Genomic DNA, 18,798 nt, shown 5'->3' on the forward strand with positions numbered 1-18,798 from the left:
CGCCGGCCCGTCAAGGCCGTGTTTGCCATACGCAAACGCGGGTTGCCCTTCGCGAACGCCTTCTCTAGGCTCTGCGCATCCTCGACACAGCAAGGGGGCTGTCCACCATGAGCGACGACGCACCGTCGACGACCCTCAAGGCCGACGCGGTCGGGACCGCGGGGATCGCGTTCTTCGTCCTCGCGTTCGCCGCGCCGCTCACCGGCATCATCGGGCTCGGTCCGATCACCCTCGGGGAAGGCGGGAGCCCCGGCGCACCCGGTGCGTTCCTCCTGACGACGTTGATCCTGCTCGTCTTCTCCGTCGGCTTCGCGGCGATGAGCCGCGAGCACGCAGGACCAGGCGGCTTCGCCGTCTACGTCGGCAAAGCCTTCGGCGAGCGGGCAGCCCGCGGGGCCACGGGCGTCGCCGTCATCGGCTACAACACGTTCCTCGGTGGCAGCGTCGCCCTCTTCTCCGCGAGCACGGCGAACGTGCTGACCGGCCGCTACGGCATCGATCTCCCGTGGTGGGTGTACGGCCTCACGGCCCTCGCCGCCATCGCCGTGCTCGGCTACCGGGAGGTGAAGCTCAGCGTTCGGGTGCTCGGCGTGCTCCTGGTCGCGGAGGTCGTCATCGTGCTCGTCCTCGACGCGGTCGTACTCGCCACGGGCGGCGCCGACGGCCTCGACGTCGACGGCTTCTCCCCCACCGCGATGACGCAGGGCGGGATCGGGATCGTGTTCCTCATGGCGTTCGCCGCGTTCGTCGGCTTCGAAGCGACCACCCTGTTCGGCGAAGAAGCCCGCGACCGGCAGCGGACGATCCCGCGCGCCACCTACCTCGCCGTCGCGATCGTCGGCACCTTCTACGTGCTGTCCATGTGGGTGCTCCAGCTCGGCTGGGGGGCCGAGACGGCCACCGCGGCGTCGACCGATCCGGCCAACTTCTTGTTCGCGCTCAACACGGCCTTCGTCGGCCAGTGGTCCACCGACATCATGCAGTGGCTCGTGCTCTCCAGCATCTTCGCCGCCACGCTCTCCCTGCACGGATCGCTGTCGCGCTACCTGTTCGCGATGGGCCGGGGCGGGATGCTCCCGGCCGCGCTCGGCACCACGCACCGGCGGATGAAGTCACCTCACCTCGCGAGCCTCACCCAGACCGGCGTCACGACCACGCTCACGGTGCTCATGGTCGTGTCGGGTGCCGATCTCCTCAGCGTCATCTACCCCTGGATGGTCGGCATCGGCTCGGTCGCGATCCTCGTGCTGTACGTCGCCGCGTCGATCTCCGTGTGCGTGTCCCTCCGGCGGTCGCCCACCGAGACCCGGCTCTGGGTCACCACGATCGCGCCGATCACCGCCGCGATCGCGATGGGAGCCGTCCTGGTCCTCGCGATCGTCAACTACGGGTTCCTCACCGGCACGACCAACCCCGTCGCCAACTCGCTCTGGCTGCTCGCACCGCTCGCCGGGCTGGTCGGGTACGCCGTCCGCCCTCGCCGGCGCGGCGTCGAGCCGTCCGCCGGCGTGCCGCACGACGCCGGCGCCGGCGCCGGCGCCGGAAGATGACGGCCACACCCCGCCCCGTCCCCTCCCCCGACGCGGTCGCCTTCCTCCACGACCCGACGCGGCCCGACACCTCCTGGTTCGGGCAAAGCCTCGAGTCGCTGCGGAAACGGCATGCCGAAGAGTTCGTGTGGGCCCGAGGTGAACCGGCGCCCGTCGCCGGGATCGAGCAGGTCGACGCCGCCGGGGTACCGGCCCGGCTCTACCGCCCGTCGGGTGCCGAGAACGTCACGCTGGTCTGGTTCCACGGTGGCGGCTGGGTCATCGGTGATGTCGACTGCCACGACGAGCTGTGCCGGGCGCTCGCCGCCGACTCGGGTTGCGCCGTGCTCTCGGTCGAGTACCGACGAGCCCCCGAACACCGCTACCCCGCCGCCATCGACGACAGCTGGACCGCAACCGCCTGGGCGCACGAGCACTTCGACCGCATCGCCGTCGGCGGCGACAGCGCCGGCGGCAACCTCGCTGCCGCCGTAGCCCACCGGGCTCGCGACCGCGGCCTCCCGCTCGAGCTGCAGCTGCTGGTCTACCCGGTCACCGACGCGCGAGCCGACTCCGCGCCCTACCGCGCCTTCGAGACGCACTACACCGGATTCGCCGGCATCGACGGCTTCGGCACCGACTCCCACGACGTCATCCGGGACATCTGGGAGCAATACGTCCCCGACCCCGCCAGGCGCGCGGAACGCGACGCCTCCCCCCTGCGCGCGGCGACGTTCGCAGGCCTCGCCCCGGCGTTCGTCGTGCTCGCCGAACACGACATCCTGCGCGGCGAGGGTGAGGAGTACGCCGCGCGCCTCCGCGCCGCGGGCGTCCCGGTGGAGGTGGCCCACTACCCGGGCCAGATCCACGGCTTCTACCCGATGGTCGGGCGGATGGCCGACGCCCGCGATGCCGTCGCACGCTCCGCGGGAGCTCTGCACGCGGCATTGCGCCAGAGGCGAGGACTGGTACGTGGGGCGGTGCGCGTCGTCGGTGCGGTGACGGACCCCCGACCGGCAGGGAACACGCCATGAACATCGACGCCACCGCGCCGGTCGACGGGGCCGCCTCGCTCGCCGCGATCGACGCGATGGTCCGCGGGGTCCGGATCGGGTACGAGACGTTCGGAGAAGGCCCCGACCTGGTGTGGGGCCACGGGCTCTCCCAGAGCCGCGCGCTGGAAGCGGAGGCACCGCTGGTCGACTGGTCACGGATCGCCGCGCGCGTGACCCGGTACGACGCCCGCGGGCACGGCGGGTCCGGCAGCACCCCGGACCTGTCCGGATACACCTGGGCCGCCTTGGCACAGGACCAGCGGGTCGCGGGCAACGCCACCGACCTGACCGCACAGGTCGGCATCGGCCGCGGCCGGAGCCCTGGCCGGCGCTCACATGAACGCCGATCTCACCGCCGCTGACGCCGACGCAGCGCTGGCCGCGCAGCTCGACGCCTCCCCCATCTGAGCGTCCACGCCTCGCACTCATCGGCCGAACCACGCTGCACCCCGCTCCGGAGGACGTCGAACAGCTTCTGCGGCAGCGCAAGGACCCCGAACCCACGGCGGACAGCCAACGACGGCCGACCGCCATGCCCGCCTGACCGGCAGCGGAATTGCGGCCCGCTCAGCCGCGGGACGAACCGTCCACGGAGCGGACCAGCGAGCGTTTGGGCGTTCGATCACCCTGCCGCCCGACGTCACCGTCGACTGCTCGCCGCGCTCGGGCTGCCACCGAGGTCGTGCGGCGGGCCGAATCACCTCGCGCAGGTGATGCGCGCTGTTCCAGGGCGACGAGGCTGGAGCGCTTGATGGCGAGCCGGACAGGCACCGAGGAACCGCGCGGAGGTCGCCGAGTGCAGATCCGAGAGTCCGCGGAGGCAGCAGCGGAACGGCTGGTCGAGCTACTGGTCGACCGGGGTGATGGCGAGGCCATGGCGGAACTGCGGGCTCTCGCACGTCACGGCGACGAGTACGCGACAGAGGTCCTGGTGGCGATGAGCGATCCGGAGACGGCCCAGACGGTGCGGGCCCGAGCCCACAGGGGCGACCGCTATGCACAGGACCTGGTGGTCGAGTGGCTGATCGACGCCGGCGATCCGGAGGCCGTACCCGAGCTGCGAACCTACGTCGAGGCCGGCAACGGCTATGCCGAAGAGCAACTGGTGCGGCTGCTCTTCCACCAGGGCGACGAGCAGGCGGCTACCGAGCTGCGCGCCCGCGCGGATGCCGGCAACAGCTACGCCGCGATCCTGCTGGTCCGCCTACTCATCGAACGAGGCGATCATCAGTCCGTCGCGGAGCTGCAGGCGCTCGCGGACGCAGGCGACCGCTACGCGAGCACGCGGCTCGTCGAGCTGCTGGCCGCCGAGGAAGACCCCGGTGCCCGCTCGTAGAGAAGCGCCCGACCACTGCGTCAGCAGCACGTCCTCCGAGCCGGCGGTGGGGGTCGTACCGATCAGCTCGAACTCGAGCCGCTCCATCGCGAGCAAGAACACGCCGATCCCGACCGGGACGAGAAGGACCACGAGCACGACCACGCGAGCCTCCTGGCGTGAGGTGGGCTGGAGCATTGCAATCGATCACTGGCGCATCAGCACCGTTTCGGATCATGCGCCGACCTTTCTCGTAGCGGCCGGTCCCCGCATCACCCGCAGCGAAGGAGCCGCGGCGCGCGGCTACGCCGGGTGGGCGTGGCGCGGAGAGTACGAACGGCTCTACCCGTCGCGGCGCGGCGCGAGTTGACTCGGTCGTTCCTAGCGGCGGGGGAGCCATGGCGACGGCGCGGCGCTACCGCGGGCGGCAGCATCGGCGCTACGGTCCGAACGGACTGGTGACGGCCCCGCGGCATGGGTTGTCGAGCGGAAGCTCGCGCAGGTGCCGGGCGTGATGCGGTGTACGAAGGAGGTGCTCCGGATCCTCTGACCGATCGTCCATCGATACTTCATCCCTGCCAGATGAGGCCGGTTCTTCCCGGTGGGTGGGACAGTTCCTGACGCGAGACCCGGAAGCCCGGGACGGGAGGCCCGCATGGTGCCGACTGCGGACGTGAGCAGGCCGGTTCCGGGATTGCCGGAGCCGTTCGTTCCGCGCCCGCGACTGCTCGCCGCGTTGGATGACGCCGGCAGTGACCGGGCAGTGCTCGTCTGCGCGCCGGCCGGGTTCGGCAAGACCGCCCTGCTGGCGCACTGGACCCGGTCTGCCGAGACGGCGGGTACCGCGGTCGCCTGGGCCGACATCCACCGGGCCGACGATGACCCGAGCCGGTTCTGGCTGACCGTCCTCAGTGCGATGCGGGCCTGCCGCGTCGTGCCCATGGACAGCGAGCTCCACGAGCTCTGCCGCGTCGCCCCGGCTTCGTGGGCGACATCCGGGTTCGTGACCGATCTCATCGGGGCGCTCGACGCGCTCCCGGTGCGGATCACGCTGGTCCTGCACGACGTCCACGAACTCGTCGCTCCGGCGACGCTGAAGGCTCTGGAGTCGCTCCTGTTCGCCGGGTCTGCAGGGCTGCGCCTCCTGTTGTGCAGTCGCTCGGATCCGCCGCTGTCGCTGGGTCAACTCCGATCCGCGGGCAGGCTGCGCGAGGTCCGCGCCGACGAGCTGCGCTTCACCGTTGACGAGGCCGGTGCGCTCCTGCGCCGATCGGGCCTTCGCCTGACCCCTTCGCAGGTCAGCGAGGTGCACGGCGGAACCCGCGGCTGGCCTGAGGGTGTGCGTCTGAGCGGTGCCGCCCTGCGCGGCCGGGCTGATCCGCACGAGTTCCTGCAGCGGCTCGCGACGAACACCCGTCCACTGGCCGCGTTCCTCGTCGACGAGCTTCTCGCCACGCTTCCGAGCGATGATCGGGAGGCGTTGTCGACGATCAGCATCGGCGGACCGGTTCCCGCAGAGCTGGCAGCCGCTCTCACCGGCCGGCCGGACGCGGGCCCGCTCCTGAACCGGCTGGCCCGGGAGACCGGGCTCGTCGTGCCTGTCCGCGCACCTGCCGCGCCGTTCAGCGTCAACCCGCTGGTGGCGGCGCTCCTGCGGGCCGAGCACTCGAGGCGGACGGAAGAGCATGCGAAGCTCCACGCCCGGGCGGCGCGCTGGTGGATGGCCCAGGGCGATCCCGTCGCCGCGATGGCCCAGGCCGTCCGGGCTGCCGACGAGGGGCTGCTCGTCGAACTGGTGCATCGGTGCGCGGCGGCGCTCCTGGTGACCGGCTACCACCTCGAGCTTCGCCGGGCGCTGTCCGAGGTCGGTGAGCGGGTCGTCGCCGGCGATCCGTGGCTCTGCCTCTGCTCCGCGCTGCTCCGCATCGAGACCGGGGACGCGACGGGGGCCGACGCCGACCTCCGGCGCGCCGGCGAGCTGTTCCCCACCGAGCCCGACCCCCGGCTCGCCGTCCTCCGGTCCATCGCCGAGCTGTTCGATTCGGCCACCGCCGCCGACCTCGCGGCCGATCCCCACTCGCTCGACGAGAAGCAGAGCAGGTTCGACGACCCGGCGTGGAACGCTTTGGCTCTCGTGAGTGTCGGAGGCCGGGCCTTGTTCGCCGACGCCGCCCCGGTGGCGGCCTCCGCGGCGTTGGAGAACGCGCTCGAACTCGCCCGGCGGCACGGCTTCCGCTACCTCGAGATGCAGTGCTTGACGCTGCTCGCCGGGGTGGCGGGTGTCGCCGGGAACTACCGGGCGATGACAACGGCAGCGAACGGAGCGCTCGAGGCGGCGGCCGCTCGCGGATGGGATCGGTCGCCCTGGTCGGCCACCGCTCGATGGATGCTCGCCTACTCCGCGCTGATGCGGGCACAGCCGGCCGAGGCGCGTCGCTACGCGAGCGAGGGGCTGCAGCGAGGCGGGACGGCGCTCCGGCCGCGCATGGAGTGCGCGCTGCGGGCGGTGCACGGCGCCGCGCTGTTCGACTCAGGTCGAGAGCACGAGGGGCTGCAACAGATGCGGCAGGCGAGGGTCGGATTCGGTGCGGTCCCGTTGAGCGCCGAGCAGGCAGCCACGCTGGCCGTGCTGGAACACCACGCCGCGGTCGTGCTCGGTCGGCCGCGCGACGCCCGCGCCGTTGTCGCCTGGCTCTCCGACCGCATCGGTATGCCGGGAGAAGTGCTGCTCATGCGCGCGTGGGCCGAGCTGTCGGCCGGCCGGAGTCAGTCCGCCCGCGCGGACGTCGAGCCCATCCTCGCCGGCACCGCCCCGTCGGTCCTGCCGCACACGCTCGTCGAGGCGCTGCTGGTGGAGGCCAGCATCGACGTCACGGGTGGCCAGGTGCGCACCGCCAGGGACGCGCTACGGACCGCGCTCTCCTCGGGCGCGTCGCTGGACGTCGTACGGCCGTTCGCGCTGGCCGAGGCAGAAGTCCGCGAGCTGCTCGGTCGCCACATCGCCCGCTCCACCTCGACCGAGCCGTTCGCGGCGCGAGCACTCGCCGCAGGACGCCGACAAGATCGACGGACCGCGCGCCTGGACGCCGCGGAGCGACAGCTGATCGCGGTGCTGTCCTCACCGCTGTCGGTGGAGCAGATCGCCGACGAGCTGGACATCCCGATCGATCAGGCGCAGGCCCGGCTGCGCATGATCTACCGCAAGCTCGGGGTGAGCAGCAGGCGGACTGCGGTGACGGCAGCCTCGGAGCGCGGCATTCTCCGCTGAACGGCCTAGTCCACGAACCACACTTCGGCGAGGTCGACCGCGGCCAGGCCCTGGTCGGCGGCGATCCGTTCGAGTGCGGAAGCGAGCCTCATCGACAGGTCGACGGCGACCTCGGTCACGCCGTCGATTCCGGCCTCGGCGAGCACGGCGACGGCGACGCTGCGCGCCGCGGATGTCCCTCGCTCCTGGTCGTTGTCGTCGGACAGCGCGGCTCGTACCAACTCATAGGCGCGCCTTCGAGCATAGAGATCGATGGATTCGCCTCGGCCCGTCCTGTCCTCGGTCACGCGTGCTCCTCCGCGGCCCAGCCCTAGGCCCAGGTCCGACCGTGTTGCCACCAGCCCGCGGCTCCGGACACTCCGACCCAGGATACGCACGAACGGAGTCCCCATCCGTCCAGAGGGGTGGAGAACAGCTCATCCACGCGGACTAGAGTCACCACGCCCCCCAGGACAGGCACAGCGCCCTCGCCGTCGGCTCGAGGAGCATGAGCGTGAGTCACCCGCCCCCAGAAGCGCATTCCCAGCGGAACGTGCTCGAGGCCATGCGCGCATTGCTGTCCGACGACCACAGTTACGAACGCGGACTGGCCGTCCTGCGGGATCTGGTGGACCAGATCGCCCGGGACGAGGGTGCGGCCGGTCTCTGCGACTTCACCGTGGCGCTGTCACTCGGACTGGCGGAGGCACTCGAGCGGATCGCTCACGAGCAGGGTCTCGCCGCCGCGGACCTCGCGGAGGTCTGGTTCGCGGACTGACGGTGGACCGGAGGACCCTCGAGCGCCGGCCTCAGCCGCCATGGCACCGGCCCGGTCAGCCCGGCAACCGCTGCACGGAGACCACCTCCAGCCCCATGGCGCTGCAGAGCGCGAGCAGATCACACAGGTCGGACTGCCCGCCCAGCTCCCCGAACATGATCGTCTGTGGAGGGACGGGACGGACGTCCATCGTGCCGAACGCGCCTTGGGCACGCTCCGAGAGGCGACCGTTCACCCGGACCTCGTACCGCGCAGTAGCCATAGTCGGCCTCGCCTCCTTCCGCCCGCGCCGGGCGCACCCAGCCTCGCCCGACGAATCCCACCCGGCATCGCCCCGCCCGGATGAGTGAGGGCGCGGGCGCCCCGCTCGACCGCTCCAGGCGTCGATTCACCCATCGATTTCGATTCGACGGCCAGCACCGCCGGGAGCGAATTGATGTTCGTGCCGCCGGGCCAACGGAGTTCGGCGTCGAACCACCGGATCTCGACGCGAGACCGCACCGCGGCCGGCATGGTCGAGAAATCGACGGACGGACGGACGGACGGACGGACCTCGCGCGCCCGCCAGGTACTCCCACCTGGACGAAGCCCAGCAGGCTACCTTCACATTCGGGACGGATCACGCTTGTTCCGCGACCCTGGACACTGCCGATCGGTGAGCCTATCGTCATTGCTCTTCGGCCGGAGGCCCTGGACCCGGACCTTGCCCGTAGGCTGACCGGACTCCACCTATAGACCAAATGCCGTTCCTGACCTCCCTGATGGGTCAACCCAGCGTCACAGGAGGCGACGCACGAGCATTTGAGGGCCGACGAACCGATGGGGGATTGATCGCCGTGGCATCCGTTCCGCACGCCAAGATCACGATCCCGCCACTTCCTCCGGAGTTCGTCGTGCGGGCCGCACTCCGTGCGGCCCTCGATGCCGGCGCTACCACCGACGTGACGCTCGTCTGCGCCCCCGCCGGTTACGGCAAGACTCTGCTGCTGGCGGACTGGTCGCGTTCGAGCACGGCGGCGGACACCGCGTGGGTGAGCCTCTACCGCGACGACAACGACCCGAGGAGGTTGTGGGCGTCGATAGTGGCAGCTCTCGCTGCATGCCCGTCGGTCCCCCTTTCCAGTCGCCTGCACGACCGGTGGGTCTGGCGGGCCGATGCGCAGCCGGAGTTCATCGCGGAGCTCGTCGACGCCGTCGAGGCAGTGCCCCGACCGATCCGGTTGATCCTCGACGATGTGCACGAACTGGTCGATCCCGAGGCGCAGCACGGTGTCCAGATCCTGACGCGGAACCACCCTGCCGACATGCAGCTCGTCCTCTCCAGTCGACTCGATCCCCCACTCTCCCTCCCACGGCTGCGCCTCGCCGGCCGGCTCCGCGAGCTGCGCGCCGCGCAGCTGCGCCTCTCACTGCCCGAGACGGCAGCGCTGCTCGAGAAGTCGGGGCTGTGCCTCATGCCCGCGCAGGTCGCCCTCCTGCACCAGCGCACCGGGGGTTGGGCGGCCGGGCTGCGCCTGGCCGCGTTCGGCGTGGCCAACACCGCGGACCGGGACGGGTTCCTGACCCAGTTCTCCGGCGACGAGCGCTCCGTCGCCGACTACATCGTCGGGGAGGTCCTGTCCGACCTGCCCGAGGACGTGCAGGAGTTCCTGCGCGTGATCAGCATCAGCGAACCGGTCCCGACCGGGCTCGCCGCCGAGCTGTCGGGGCGGGAGGACGCCGGCAGAGTGCTCGATGGGCTCGAGCACCGGACCTCCCTGCTGTCGCCCATCGGCCGGCGGCGCGATGCCTACACCGTCCAGGAGCTCCTGCGCACCCACCTGCTCGCCGATCTCCGGCGACAGGGGCTGAAGCGAGCAGCCGAGCTGCACGGCGTTGCCGCCCGCTGGTGGGCGAACCGGCCCGAGCCGGTCCAGGCCCTCGACCACGCGGCGCAGAGCCACGACTCCGAGCTGTTGACGGACCTGCTGCACCGGTTCGCCGTTCCGCTGATCCTTGCCGGGGACCACGAGCCGCTGCGGCGCGCCCTCGCCAGAGCCGGCGCGCAGGCCGTCGCCACGGATCCCTGGCTGGCTCTGACCTCGGCGGTGGCCCACCTCGAGGCCGGGGAGCTCCCTGCTGCTCGGGGCGATCTCCGCCGCGCCCGGCAGTCGTGGCCGGCCGACGGCCCGGCTGACCTGGCCGTGTTGCGCGCGATGGCCGAGCACCTCACCGTCGGTGTCGTCGAACCGGCCGCGTCCTCGACCTCTCCCGCCCTCGGCATATTCGACGAGCTGCCCGTCGAACCCGAACTGGAGGCACTCGCCCGACTGAGCCGCGGCACGGCTCGGCTCGGGGGGGACGACCGGGCCGGGGCACGCGCGGAGTTCGAAGCCGCGCTGCTGCTGAGCCGCAGCCACGGCTTCGACTACCTGACGATGCAGTGCCTCGCCCTCCTGGGCGCCGTCGCGGGCACGACGGGCGACATGCAGACGATGCGGACGATGAGCACCGAGGCCGCTGCTACCGCGGTCGAACACGGCTGGGAGTGCTCGGCGTGGTCCGGCGCCGCCACGGCGATGCTGGCCTATGCCGAGCTCCTGCGAACGGAGACCGCGGAGGCCGAGCGCCTCGCAACCGAGGGCCTCGCGGTGGGTGCAGCAACGTCGCCTCCCCAGCTGCGGTTCGCCCTGCAGGCCGTTCGTGGTGCTGCAGCCTTCGACCGCGGGGACAGGGCGGGTGGGCTGGCCGAGCTGCAGCAGGCACGCTCGGAGTTCGGTGACGAGCCGGCGGGTCCGGAGCAGGTTGCCGCGCTCGCGATGCTGGAGTTCCACGCGGCGCTGCTGCTCGGGCACTCCGCGGCAGCGCGGACGGTACTGGGATGGCTGGCCAGCCGCACCGGCGAGAACGGCGAGCTGCTGCTGATGCGTGCGTGGGCCGACGCGACGAGCAGCCGCGGCGAGCACGCGCGGTCGCTGCTCCGGCCGGTGCTGGAGGGAGCCGCGCCTGCGCTGCTCCCCCAGAGCCTGGTGGAAGCGTGGCTGCTGGAGACATCGCTCGCCGTCACCGCCGGAGAGCGACCGGCCGCCCGCCAGGCCCTGCAGAGCGCGCTGGCACTCGCCGAGCCGCTCGACGCCCTCCGGCCGTTCACGCACGCAGGGCCAGGCATCCGCGAGCTCCTCGTGCACCAGCACGGCAGCTTCGGCGCCTCGGACGCGTTCGCGGAGCGCGCGCTCGCCGCAGGCGCAGGTAATGGAACACGGCAGGCGCTGCTGAGCGAGCGGGAGCTCACGGTGCTCGGGCTGCTCCCGTCCCTGCTGTCGCTGGATGAGATCGCCTGCGACCTCACCGTCTCGGTGAACACCGTGAAGAGCCACGTGAGGTCGATCTACACCAAGCTCGGCGTGAGCAGCAGGCGGCTGGCTGTGCTCTCCGCCCACGAACACGGGCTGCTCAGCGGCGTGCGGCGAAACGAGGTGTCCGAAGCAGTTGCAGGCCGGATTCAGCGCTGACCCGCCCGGACGCGATGGCGTCCACCCAGCGGCCTGGCGTCCCACTCCCACGGCGCCGGCAGGGTCTCGTCGATGTCGTTGATTTCGAAGACGCTCATCGCGACGAGCTCATTCGAGGTGGGGCTCGCTCGCCCCGGCGAGCGCGTGGTGGATCCACCGCCGGGCCCCGGGCTCCAGCGTCAGCGCCTCGACGACGGCGGGTTCGAACCAGGCGGCGTCGGTGGTCTCGTGCCCGTCGGGGTGGGGACGTCCCCACACGACCCAGCCGTGGAAGCACAACACGAACTGCTGGCGGATCTCGTCGCCCGTCGCAGCCTCGACAACGTGTGCCGGATCGCTGAACAACCCGACCAGCCCGGTGATCCGCACGCGCAGGCCCGCCTCCTCGGCCGTCTCGCGCACCGCTGCCTCGACGGCGCTCTCGCCGACATCGACGCGGCCCCCGGGCAGCTCCCATGCACCGCTGTCGCGGCGTCTCACCAGCAGCAGATGGCCCTGCTCCTCGCGGACCGCGACGAACACCGACGGCGTCACGACGGTGGCCACCGGGGCGTCGGGATCACGGAAGTGCACCCTCCGGACGGCACTGAGGCCGGTCCCCCCGCTCCCGGACTCCACGTCCGTCGGCGTCATCGCAGCCTCCCGTCTCCCCTGCCGGGACCGCCGTCGCGGTCCCCGGCGACAGTCCCGTAGGGGTGGGGCACCTGGCATCGCCCACGGGGGGTGAGAGCACGGGTCTTCCGGGCAGGGTGACGACGCGCGTGGGACGGTTCGGCGTCACGGTGGCCCTGGCGCCGTGAAAGGAGACGTCATGACGGAGGCCTCCCGTACGAGCGGCAGCTCGCCCGAGGACCACTACTGGGCGGGGTGGGTCGCCTTCGCCGGGATCATGCTGCTGAACCGCACGAACGACTGACCGGCACTGGACCAGCGTCGTGGACGTCGACACGACCCCGGCTCATCTGCGGCGGGTGATGCCGGTCCGATGCCTGGGGCCGACCGTTGGCCGATCGGCGGTGGCCCCGTGCCAGTAGCGGTGCCCCAGGCACGGATCGAGGAGATCGAGATGCCTTTGTGGGACGTGATCGTATCCATCTTCTGGTTCATGATTCTCTTCACGTGGATCTGGCTGCTGATCTCCATTTTCGGCGACATCTTCCGGGACCACGAGCTGTCCGGCTGGGGCAAGGCGCTCTGGATCCTGTTCCTGGTCGTTGTGCCTTGGCTGGGTGCCCTCGTCTACCTGATCGCTCGCGGCCGCTCGATGAACGAGCGCGCTCGCGCTCAGGCCCTGCGCCACGAGCAGGCGTTCGGGCAGTACGTCCGGGAGACCGCCGGGGCGACGAGCACGGCCGACGAGCTCGCCAAGCTCGCTGACCTGCGAGACCGGGGCACGATCTCGGCCGAGGAGTTCGAGCAGGCCAAGGCCAAGGCCCTGGGCCGTAGCCCGGTGCAGCCTGCTCAGGCGCGCCGCGACCAGCAAGCGGCGACCTCCTCCTCCACCATCACGTGACCTCCATCATGTGACGGAACCACCGCGACGCCGGCGTGCCGCCCGATGAGCGGCGCGCCGGTGTGAGGGAGGCGGAGGAGCAATGCGGCGATCGGTCGGTCGACTCCGCTCCAGGTGGACCGACGAGCGGGAGCTGGCCGAGGCCGTCAACGGCACCGTGGTGGGGTCTGCGGTGATGGTGGCCGCAAGCCTGCACGGCTCTCTCGGCCAGGTCGTGATCGCCGTCGTCGCCACGCTGTTCGTCTACTGGCTGACCGAGCGCTACGCCGACGTACTCGGCTCCGGCGTGCACGGGCCTGCGCCCAACCGGAGCCGCGTCGTCGGTGCGCTGCGGCGCGGTTGGCCGATGCTGCAGTCCTCCTACGCTCCGGTGATCGTGCTGCTCGCGGCCTCGGCGCTCGGTGCGGAGCTGCGGGGAGCGGTGCTGGCGGCGCTGGGGCTGTCCACCGCGTTGCTCGCCGGCCTCGGGTACGAGGCCGCGCGCCGTTCCGGCGCCGCGGCCGCCGCCGCTCTGGGCTGGGCGGCAGGGACCGCCCTGCTCGGCGTTGCCATCATCGGGCTGAAGTACGCCCTGCACTGATGAGCCTGGCAGGACCACGACCTCACACGACATCAGATCCGCCGCTACTCGGGAATCGGATGCGCCGCCACCACGGTGATCCCGAGCGCCTGGAGCTGGACGATGATGCCGTGCAGGTGCGACTCGTCGAGCACCTCACCGTCGATGACCGTCTCCGGTGGAACCTCGGTGATCCGCATGTCGCCGAACGCCGCCCTGGCCTCGTCCGTCAGCCGACCTTCCACCCGGAACTCGTAGTGCATCGTTGCCATCGCCTCATCGCCTCATCTCGGGTCGCGGGCCGGCGGCCGACATCGATCGTCGGCCACCCGGGCACCCTGCGCCCACCTGCCGAACGGGACATCGCCCGGCCCGGGTGGAGTCGCCGAAGATCGCCCGATGGTCGTGGTTCTCGGGGACCAGGTCGGGATACCAGTGGCTGCTCTCGGACGAGCCGTGATGCCGTGGTCACCGCCCTTCGTCGCGCTCCGGCCCCGGGGTCATTCGCCGAAGGTGGTGCTGCCCCGGGGCCGGTGGTCCACGGTCGGGAGGGTGGACGCGGGTAACAGGGCGGTTGGCGGATGAGCGTGGGCGCGCCGGACTCGCGCCCCCGGACCTGGCTGCACCGCGTTCTGCCCGGTGCGGCTGACCTGATGCAGTACCGGCGGTCGTGGCTGCGCCCCGACCTCGTCGCCGGACTTGCGGTCTGGGCGGTGCTCGTGCCGCAGGGGCTGGCCTACGGCGAGCTCGCCGGCCTGTCGCCCGTGACCGGTCTCTACACCGCGCTCGGTGCGCTGCTGCTGTACCCGCTCGTGGGCAGCAGCCGCTACGTCCACATCGGACCGGAGTCCGCGGTCGCCATCGTCACCGCCGCCTACATCGGCGGTCTGGTCGCGGACGCGCCCGAGCGGGCGGAATCACTCGCCGCGCTGCTCTCCCTCGTCGTGGCGGGGTTCCTGCTGCTGGGCGCGCTCCTCCGGCTGTCCGTCGCGGCTCGGCTGTTGTCCACACCCGTGCTGGCCGGATACCTGACGGGCTCGGCAGTCGTGATCGGTGCCAGCCAGCTCGGCAAGATCTTCGCCGTCCCGACGCCGGGCGAGCACTGGTGGCAGAAGCTCGCCGAGGTGGTGGCCGGTCTCCCGGCGATGAACCCGTGGGCGCTGCTCATCGGCGTCACGACCCTCGTCGTCGTGGTCGCACTGCTCCGGTGGGCACCGCGGGTTCCGGGCATCCTCCTCGCGATCGCGTCGGCCACCGCGGTCGTGGCCATCGCCGGCTGGGAGGGCCGGGTTCCCGTGATCGGCGACGTGCCCTCCGGTGTTCCCGTCCCCGCGCTTCCTCGGGTCGCCCCCGGCGACGTGGTCGACCTGCTCGGGGCCGGCGCGAGCGTCGCCTTGCTCGTGTTCGCGAGCAGCATGCTCACGGCCGGCGCTCTCGCCCGGCGCGACCGCGAGCGGGTGTCGGGCCGGCGCGAGTTCCTCGGGCTCGCGGCGTCGTGCGCCGGATCGGGGCTGTTCGGGGGCTTCCCGGCCAACGCGAGCGAGTCCCGCAGCTTCGTCGTGGCCGACACGGGTGCCCGGTCGCAGATGGCGAACCTCGTCGCCGTCGGGCTCACGGCCCTGACGCTGGTGGTGCTGACGCCGGTGTTCCGGTTCCTGCCGCAGGCGGCGCTCGGCGCGGTCGTGCTCGCGGCTGCGGCGAGGATGATCGACGTCACCGCCCTTCGCCGGCTGTGGAGGGTGCGCCGCAGCGACTTCGTGCTGGCGGCGGTCACCGCCGCGGGCGTGCTCGTCGTCGGGGTGCTGCCGGGCATCGGCGTCGGGGTCGCGGTGTCGCTGCTCGAGGTCCTGCGGCGAGCGGTCATGCCACACACGGCTGTGCTCGGCCGGGTCGCGGGCCGCCCGACGTGGCGCAGCACCGACAACCACGAGGGCACCCGGACCGTCCCCGGCCTGCTCGTCTACCGCTTCGACGCACCACTCTTCTTCGCCAACGCCGACGTGCTGCGCGAGCAGGTCCTCCGGCTCGTCGACGACTCCGACCCACCGGTCCGCGAGGTCGTGCTCGACGCCGAGGGCATCGTCGACATGGACATCACCGGAGCCGAGACGCTCGACGAGCTCCTCGACGCTCTCGACGATCGCGGAGTGCGCATGGTGCTGGCCCGCGTGCGCAGCTCGCTCCGCTCCACCATGCGCCGGCTCGGGTTGGACGAGCGGCTCGGACCGGACGCCTTCCACTATCAGATCCGTGACGCCGCGACCGACTTCGTGCGCCGGAACCGGACCACGACGAGCTGACCACGGTCGCGGCCTCCGGCAGCCACCTGCGCCGACGGCCACCTGTCCCGACGGTGGCGTCGCCGTTCCGACCGGGGCCGTCAACCCCCCGTTCCCGGGGTGGTGGACGCCACCGGACCCGGACGGCCCAGGAACTCGATCACTCCGAGCACCCCGAGCAACACCGCGGCGATGATCAGGATCGTGATCCCGGTGGGCTGGTCGAGGAAGACGAACACCAGCGCGGCGAGTGCGACCGCCCCGATCCGCAGGCCGCGCACATGCGCGTGGGCCCAGGTGCCGACCGCGCTGGTCGAGGACGGGCCGACCCGGATCCGGTTCAGCAGCCCGGTGGCCCACCGGCGGACGCCGACGGCCGTCGCCGACTGGCCGGCCAGGAAGGCACCCAGTGCCACGACCAAGGCCAGCACGAGCAGCGATCGCCCGGCGGTTCGCAGGGACCCCACGACGATGTCGAAGCCCGACGCGGCAGCCGGCGCTCCGGCCGGCGGGACGGCACCGACCAGCAGTCCGCGCGCCACGAGCAGCCCGGCCGCGAGCACGACCAGCGCCAGCGCGACGCCCAGGCCGGCGGCGACCACCGCCCGCATCCGCACCCGCGCGAGGTACACGCCCACCGCGAGCAGCAGCAGGGTGATCCACGGCAGCACACTCGCGAGGGAGCCCAGCGTGCTGTAGGCCGTCTGCGCGCGCACCAGCTGGTCGGCCGGAGCGAGCGCGATCGTCGGGTGCACCTCGGGGACCATGGCGACGACGGTCAGGCCTTCCGCGCTCAGCCGCTGCTTCGCCGCGTCGATGAACGGCGCGAGGTCCAGGTACACGGTGCCGCCCTGCACGACGACGGCCTGGCTGTCGCCCGACAGCACCGTCACGGCCTGCTGGTGGGCCACCCGAACGGCCTGGTCCCACGCCGCCGCGAACCGCGGGCTCGCCACGAGCTCGCCGACCTTCTCCCGCACGAAGCTGGTGGTCGCCGACTCAATCGTCGGGGTCAGGGCATGCAGCCGCTGCACGAGCTGGGGTGGCAGGCCCTGCGCCGCGAGGGCGTCGATCGCCTCGTTCGCCAGGGCCTGCACGTCGACGTGTTCGAACACGGTTGTCGTGATCCGGTTCGTCAGGGCCTCCTGCACCGCGGGATCAGCGGCGAGCGGTCCGACGGTCTCGACGAACTGGTCGGTGTCGGAGACCTCGCTGCGCGTCCATACCGCGACGAGTGCGACGGGTGCCAGCGCGCAGCCGAGGACGAGCAGCACGGTGGCGATCACCGATCGCCAGCGGATGTGCCACCGCGGGGGGCGCGGCCGGGTGCGCAGCGCCGAGTTCTCCTCCCGCAACCGCTCGAGCTCGGCGCGTTCGTCGGTCGTCAATGCGGTCCGGACCTCGTCGGGCGGGATCTCGCGGCCCTGCACCTGGGACATCTCCGGTACCTCCGCAGTCTTGACGACAACGCAGCGTCGACGACAAGGCTGGACGGTCGTCCGTCGACGCGATGCGCGCCTCGCCCGCCGCGGATGAGGCAGGGGCCCTCGACGGCCGGAACCATCGATTCCGACGACTGCAGTGATCTGCGTGATCGGGAGGACCAGGATGGCGAAGCTCGACACGGCTCGCGGAATCGCCGGCGTGCTATCGGTGAACCCGATGTTCGCGCGATCCGGCGAGATCGCCGCCGTGCCGCGGCACCGGCTCCCGGACACGCCGATGGATCCCGCGACCGCTTACCAGATCGTCCACGACCACCTCATGCTCGACGGGAACGCGCGGCTCAACCTGGCGACCTTCGTGACCACATGGATGGAACCGGAGGCCGACCGGCTGATGGGCGAGTGCCTCGACAAGAACATGATCGACAAGGACGAGTACCCGCAGACCGCCGAGCTCGAAGTGCGCTGCGTGAACATGCTCGCCGCGCTGTGGAACGCCCCGGGGAACGGCTCGCAGGCGGCCTCGGCGCTCGGCTGCTCGACCATCGGGTCGAGCGAAGCCGCGATGTTCGCCGGGCTCGCGCTCAAACGGCGCTGGCAACAGCGGCGCCGCGCCGCCGGTGCGGACACCGCCCGGCCCAACCTCGTGATGGGAATCAACGTCCAGGTCTGCTGGGACAAGTTCTGCAACTACTTCGAGGTCGAGCCACGCTTCGCGCCGATGTCGGGCGAGCGGTTCCATCTCGACGCCGCACAGGCCGTCGGGCTGTGCGACGAGAACACCATCGGCGTCGTCGCGATCCTCGGCTCCACCTTCGACGGCAGCTACGAGCCGGTGGCCGAGATCGCCGCCGCGCTGGACGATCTCCAGTCCGGCACCGGCCTCGACATCCCGGTGCACGTCGACGGCGCGTCCGGGGGCATGGTTGCCCCGTTCCTCGACCCCGGACTGGAATGGGACTTCCGGCTGCCCCGCGTCGCGTCGATCAACACCTCGGGACACAAGTACGGGCTGGTCTACCCCGGGGTCGGCTGGGTGGTCTGGCGGGACGCGGAGGCACTGCCGGAGGAACTGATCTTCAAGGTCAACTACCTGGGCGGAGAGATGCCTACCCTCGCCCTGAACTTCTCCCGGCCCGGTGGGCAGGTGGTGGCGCAGTACTACACGTTCCTGCGTCTGGGGCAGGAGGGATTCCGGCAGGTCCAGCAGGAGTGCCGCGACGTCGCCATGTACACATCGGCACGGCTCGCGGAGCTGGGCCCGTTCCGGCTGCTCACCCGCGGGGACGAGCTCCCGGTGTTCGCGTTCACGCTGCACGACGACGTCACGAACTACAGCGTCTTCGACGTCTCGGCCGGGCTGCGGGAGCGCGGTTGGCAGGTGCCTGCCTACACGTTCCCGGCCGACCGGGAGGATCTCGCCGCCCTGCGCGTCGTGGTGCGCAACGGCACCAGTCGCGAGATGGCCGACCTCCTGCTGGACGACGTCGCCCACCTGCTGCCCCGGTTGCAGCGGCAGTCCGCTCCGGCCAGGGGGTCGGACGCGGCGGGCTTCGACCACGCGTCCGCGCACCGCAAGTCCTGAAC

Annotated in this window: 17 protein-coding genes; 11 read left to right on the forward strand and 6 right to left on the reverse strand. The window is 71.6% G+C overall.

Going from position 1 to position 18,798, the window contains the following annotated elements; genetic code table 11:
• Nucleotides 1–107: 107 nt before the first annotated feature.
• The 5 genes from FHX44_RS04480 (at nt 108) to FHX44_RS04500 (ending at nt 7,167) form a co-directional block, all read left to right on the forward strand.
• Entirely contained in the window at nt 108–1,550 is a 1,443-nt protein-coding gene (locus FHX44_RS04480; RefSeq protein WP_147254299.1) for an APC family permease, read from the forward strand.
• Nucleotides 1,547–2,563 (forward strand): alpha/beta hydrolase, encoded by a 1,017-nt coding sequence (locus FHX44_RS04485; RefSeq protein ID WP_147254300.1) that lies wholly within the window; start codon nt 1,547–1,549, stop codon nt 2,561–2,563. The genes FHX44_RS04480 and FHX44_RS04485 overlap by 4 nt, the downstream gene beginning before the upstream one ends.
• The gene (locus FHX44_RS42660; RefSeq protein ID WP_212612324.1) at nt 2,560–2,946 is read left to right on the forward strand and encodes an alpha/beta fold hydrolase; all 387 of its coding nucleotides are present in this window, start codon (nt 2,560–2,562) and stop codon (nt 2,944–2,946) included. The genes FHX44_RS04485 and FHX44_RS42660 overlap by 4 nt, the downstream gene beginning before the upstream one ends.
• A 434-nt stretch (nt 2,947–3,380) precedes the next feature.
• Complete coding sequence (locus FHX44_RS04495) at nt 3,381–3,920, forward strand: hypothetical protein (protein ID WP_147254301.1); 540 nt, start codon at nt 3,381–3,383, stop codon at nt 3,918–3,920.
• A 634-nt stretch (nt 3,921–4,554) separates the two neighbouring features.
• Nucleotides 4,555–7,167, forward strand: a complete 2,613-nt coding sequence (locus FHX44_RS04500; protein ID WP_147254302.1) for a winged helix-turn-helix domain-containing protein — start codon at nt 4,555–4,557, stop codon at nt 7,165–7,167.
• Nucleotides 7,168–7,172: 5 nt separating this feature from the next.
• Here the strand turns inward: FHX44_RS04500 and FHX44_RS04505 are convergent, their stop codons facing one another.
• A complete protein-coding gene (locus tag FHX44_RS04505; RefSeq protein WP_147254303.1) occupies nt 7,173–7,454 on the reverse strand; it encodes a hypothetical protein in 282 nt (93 codons plus the stop codon).
• Nucleotides 7,455–7,660: 206 nt separating this feature from the next.
• Between FHX44_RS04505 and FHX44_RS04510 the strand changes: the two genes are divergently transcribed.
• Entirely contained in the window at nt 7,661–7,924 is a 264-nt protein-coding gene (locus tag FHX44_RS04510; protein ID WP_147254304.1) for a hypothetical protein, read from the forward strand.
• Nucleotides 7,925–7,979: 55 nt separating this feature from the next.
• Here the strand turns inward: FHX44_RS04510 and FHX44_RS04515 are convergent, their stop codons facing one another.
• On the reverse strand, nt 7,980–8,186 hold the full coding sequence (locus tag FHX44_RS04515; RefSeq protein ID WP_147254305.1) for a hypothetical protein: 207 nt from the start codon (nt 8,184–8,186) through the stop codon (nt 7,980–7,982).
• Nucleotides 8,187–8,760: 574 nt separating this feature from the next.
• Here FHX44_RS04515 and FHX44_RS04520 point away from each other — a divergent pair.
• The gene (locus FHX44_RS04520) at nt 8,761–11,415 is read left to right on the forward strand and encodes a helix-turn-helix transcriptional regulator (RefSeq protein ID WP_147254306.1); all 2,655 of its coding nucleotides are present in this window, start codon (nt 8,761–8,763) and stop codon (nt 11,413–11,415) included.
• Here FHX44_RS04520 and FHX44_RS04525 read toward each other — a convergent pair.
• A complete protein-coding gene (locus tag FHX44_RS04525; protein WP_147254307.1) occupies nt 11,406–11,513 on the reverse strand; it encodes a DUF2252 family protein in 108 nt (35 codons plus the stop codon). The two genes, FHX44_RS04520 and FHX44_RS04525, sit on opposite strands and share 10 nt — an antisense overlap.
• Nucleotides 11,514–11,523: 10 nt before the next feature.
• Entirely contained in the window at nt 11,524–12,048 is a 525-nt protein-coding gene (locus FHX44_RS04530; protein ID WP_147254308.1) for an NUDIX domain-containing protein, read from the reverse strand.
• Between the two features lie 391 nt (nt 12,049–12,439).
• Here FHX44_RS04530 and FHX44_RS04535 point away from each other — a divergent pair, with 391 nt between their 5' ends.
• The gene (locus FHX44_RS04535; protein WP_212612325.1) at nt 12,440–12,928 is read left to right on the forward strand and encodes an SHOCT domain-containing protein; all 489 of its coding nucleotides are present in this window, start codon (nt 12,440–12,442) and stop codon (nt 12,926–12,928) included.
• Nucleotides 12,929–13,010: 82 nt separating this feature from the next.
• Complete coding sequence (locus tag FHX44_RS04540) at nt 13,011–13,508, forward strand: hypothetical protein (RefSeq protein ID WP_147254310.1); 498 nt, start codon at nt 13,011–13,013, stop codon at nt 13,506–13,508.
• 44 nt (nt 13,509–13,552) lie between these two features.
• Here the strand turns inward: FHX44_RS04540 and FHX44_RS04545 are convergent, their stop codons facing one another.
• Nucleotides 13,553–13,759: a BAR domain-containing protein gene (locus tag FHX44_RS04545; protein WP_142100095.1), complete on the reverse strand. Its 207-nt coding sequence runs from the start codon at nt 13,757–13,759 to the stop codon at nt 13,553–13,555.
• A 309-nt stretch (nt 13,760–14,068) separates the two neighbouring features.
• On the opposite strand from FHX44_RS04545, the gene FHX44_RS04550 reads away from it, so the two are divergent.
• Nucleotides 14,069–15,787 carry a SulP family inorganic anion transporter gene (locus FHX44_RS04550; RefSeq protein ID WP_147254311.1) on the forward strand — a complete coding sequence of 573 codons (1,719 nt, stop codon included), beginning with the start codon at nt 14,069–14,071 and terminating at the stop codon, nt 15,785–15,787.
• A gap of 80 nt (nt 15,788–15,867) precedes the next feature.
• Here FHX44_RS04550 and FHX44_RS04555 read toward each other — a convergent pair whose 3' ends face one another.
• A complete protein-coding gene (locus tag FHX44_RS04555) occupies nt 15,868–17,205 on the reverse strand; it encodes a hypothetical protein (RefSeq protein ID WP_147254312.1) in 1,338 nt (445 codons plus the stop codon).
• A gap of 169 nt (nt 17,206–17,374) precedes the next feature.
• Between FHX44_RS04555 and gad the strand changes: the two genes are divergently transcribed.
• Nucleotides 17,375–18,796: a glutamate decarboxylase gene (gad, locus tag FHX44_RS04560; protein WP_147254313.1), complete on the forward strand. Its 1,422-nt coding sequence runs from the start codon at nt 17,375–17,377 to the stop codon at nt 18,794–18,796.
• Nucleotides 18,797–18,798: the final 2 nt, after the last annotated feature.

The sequence above is a fragment of the Pseudonocardia hierapolitana genome (genome assembly GCF_007994075.1).
GTDB lineage: Bacteria > Actinomycetota > Actinomycetes > Mycobacteriales > Pseudonocardiaceae > Pseudonocardia > Pseudonocardia hierapolitana.